This is a genomic window from Actinocrinis sp., from assembly GCF_035605935.1.
Lineage (GTDB): Bacteria > Actinomycetota > Actinomycetes > Streptomycetales > Catenulisporaceae > Actinocrinis.
Map to the genome: position 1 here is coordinate 1 of NZ_DATNGK010000136.1, position 2,350 is coordinate 2,350.

Below are 2,350 nucleotides of genomic sequence, written 5' to 3' on the forward strand. Positions count from 1 at the left end.
AGGTGCCGCGCCTCATCGTCCGCGCCGGCCATGCGCAGTGCCCGCAGCAGGTGCGCGGCGGGGGCCGGGTCATCGACCGGGGCGTTCTCGGCGGCCCACCGCGCGGCGCGCCGGTCACCGGGATGCGCCAGGTGCCAGCACCGGACCAGGCCGACGGCGGCATTCGCGTCACCGGCCAGCGCGGCGCGCCTATACAGCCGGGCGGCGTCGCGAAGCAGGCCGCGTGCCTCGATGCCAGTTCGGATCGCCCACAAGTCGGCCATGAGCGCCGAGTCTATTCCGAGGCCAGACGAGCCGCCGCCCAGGACCCGGGCCTGATCCTGCCGAAGGCCAGGGGGTTGTCCCGTTAGACGTATCAGAAAGAAGCTTCGGGGCACCTAAGTACTGTGAAAAACACGAGGTTGACCCGCCGAAGCTCCGCTGAAAGCTCGTTGTCACCTCCAACGAAGGAGACTGACAAGGGGCCGGGGACGGGAGCAGTGCCGGACCCATCCTGGTGCCGGGCGGAGAGCTTCGCGCGGCTGCTGCACGAGAAGGCCAACAGGTCCGCAGACGTCATGGCCTTCCGCTTCGTTCTCGATGACGGGCGGGCGCAGGAACTCACCTACGCCGAACTCGATAAGCGCGCCCGTGCGGTCGCGGCTGCCATCCTCGAAGCCGCCGGCGGGCGGCCCGGGCCCGCACTCCTCCTTTATGCTCCTGGCGTCGGCTACGTGGCGGGGCTTTTCGGCTGCTTCTACGCCGGGGTGCCGGCGGTGCCCGCCTTCCCGCCCGAGACGACGCGCCTGCACCGGACGATGTCGCGGTTGCTCTCCATCATCGAGGACACCGGAGCGGATCTTGTCCTTACCACCTCGGACATCGCGCCGACCCTGCAGGAGTGGCTCGCGTCCGCGCTCGACCGCCGTTCGCCGCGTGTGCTCGCGACCGACGTGGTCGGCAATGGCGGCGAAGGAGGGTCGCCAGCGACGCCCCCGGATTCCGTGGCGGTGCTGCAGTACACCTCGGGCTCGACGGCGTTTCCGCGCGGTGTGATGCTGACCCACGCGCAATTGATCGCGAACTGCGCAGATATCACGCGCGCGTTCGGGGTGCATGATGCGAGTTCGGCCGCCCTCTGGCTGCCTCCCTACCACGATATGGGCCTGGTCGGGGGGATCCTCACTCCGCTGGCCGCCGGTATTCCGGTGACGTTCATGTCGCCGGCCGCCTTTCTGCGCCGCCCGCTGTCCTGGCTGCACATGGTCTCCCGCTATCGCGCGACGATCACCGGTGGTCCGAACTTCGCCTACGACCTGTGCGTGCGGCGTGCGAAGGACGCCGACCTCGAGGGGGTGGACCTGTCGTCGGTCGAGTTGACCTTCACCGGCGCGGAGCCGGTTCGCCCCGATACCCTCAAGCGCTTCGCCGAGCGCTTCGAACCGTGCGGATTTCGTGCCGAGTCGTTCTATCCCTGTTACGGGCTGGCGGAGGCGACCCTGTTTGTGACCGGCGGCAAGCCGCTCAGCGGATGGCGTGCGGTATCGGTTGCGCGCGACGCGCTCGAGTTGGAGGGCACGGCCCGGTCGGCGACGCCCGCAGAGTCGGCGAGGAAGCTCGTGGGCTGCGGCACCCCAGGCCCCGACACCCGGTTGCTGATCGTCGATCCCGCGACGAACGAACAGCTCGACGCCGGCGGGGTCGGCGAGATCTGGGTCTGCAGTCCCAGCGTCGCCGCCGGCTACTGGCGGCGAGCGGCGGAAAGCGCCAGCACGTTCGACGCGAGGACGACGACCGGCGAGGGACCGTTCCTGCGCACCGGTGATCTCGGGTTCCTACTGGACGGCGAGTTGTTCGTGACCGGGCGAACGAAGGACCTGATCGTGCTCAACGGGCGCAACTACCACCCGGTCGACATCGAGCAGGTCTGCGAGGCAGCGGTCGCCGGTATCCGCGGCAACTGCGGCGCCGCGTTCGCCGTCGAGGACGACGAGGGCTCCAGGGCGCAGCTTGTGGTGGTCTACGAGGTCGAGGCCGGCCTGAGCGAGGAGCAGCACCGGGCGGCCATCAAAGGCATCCGCCGGGCGGTGTCGATCGAACTGAACCTGCCGCTGCACACCGTCGTGCTGATCGCGCCGCGCACCATTCCGAAGACCTCGAGCGGCAAGGTGCAGCGCTGGCTGTGCCGACGGGAGTATCTCGTCGGCCACCTCAATGAGGTCGCCAGGTGGCAGTCCCCGGCTCGATCGAAGACGGCGCCGGTCTCCGCGCAGCGACCGCAGTAACGCAGTGACCAGCTCAACGAAGGGGGAACCGGACGGCGATCGTCAAGGTCCGGGGCATTCTGCTCCGATTCACGAACTACGAGAAC

Annotated in this window: 1 protein-coding gene and 1 pseudogene; one reads left to right on the forward strand and one right to left on the reverse strand. The window is 69.0% G+C overall.

What is annotated here, in order from left to right:
* Positions 1-263, reverse strand: a pseudogene (locus VN779_RS11785) (hypothetical protein); the annotation flags it as partial.
* A gap of 216 nt (positions 264-479) precedes the next feature.
* Between VN779_RS11785 and VN779_RS11790 the strand changes: the two are divergent.
* The gene (locus tag VN779_RS11790) at positions 480-2,264 is read left to right on the forward strand and encodes a fatty acyl-AMP ligase (protein WP_325722527.1); all 1,785 of its coding nucleotides are present in this window, start codon (positions 480-482) and stop codon (positions 2,262-2,264) included.
* Positions 2,265-2,350 lie beyond the last annotated feature (86 nt).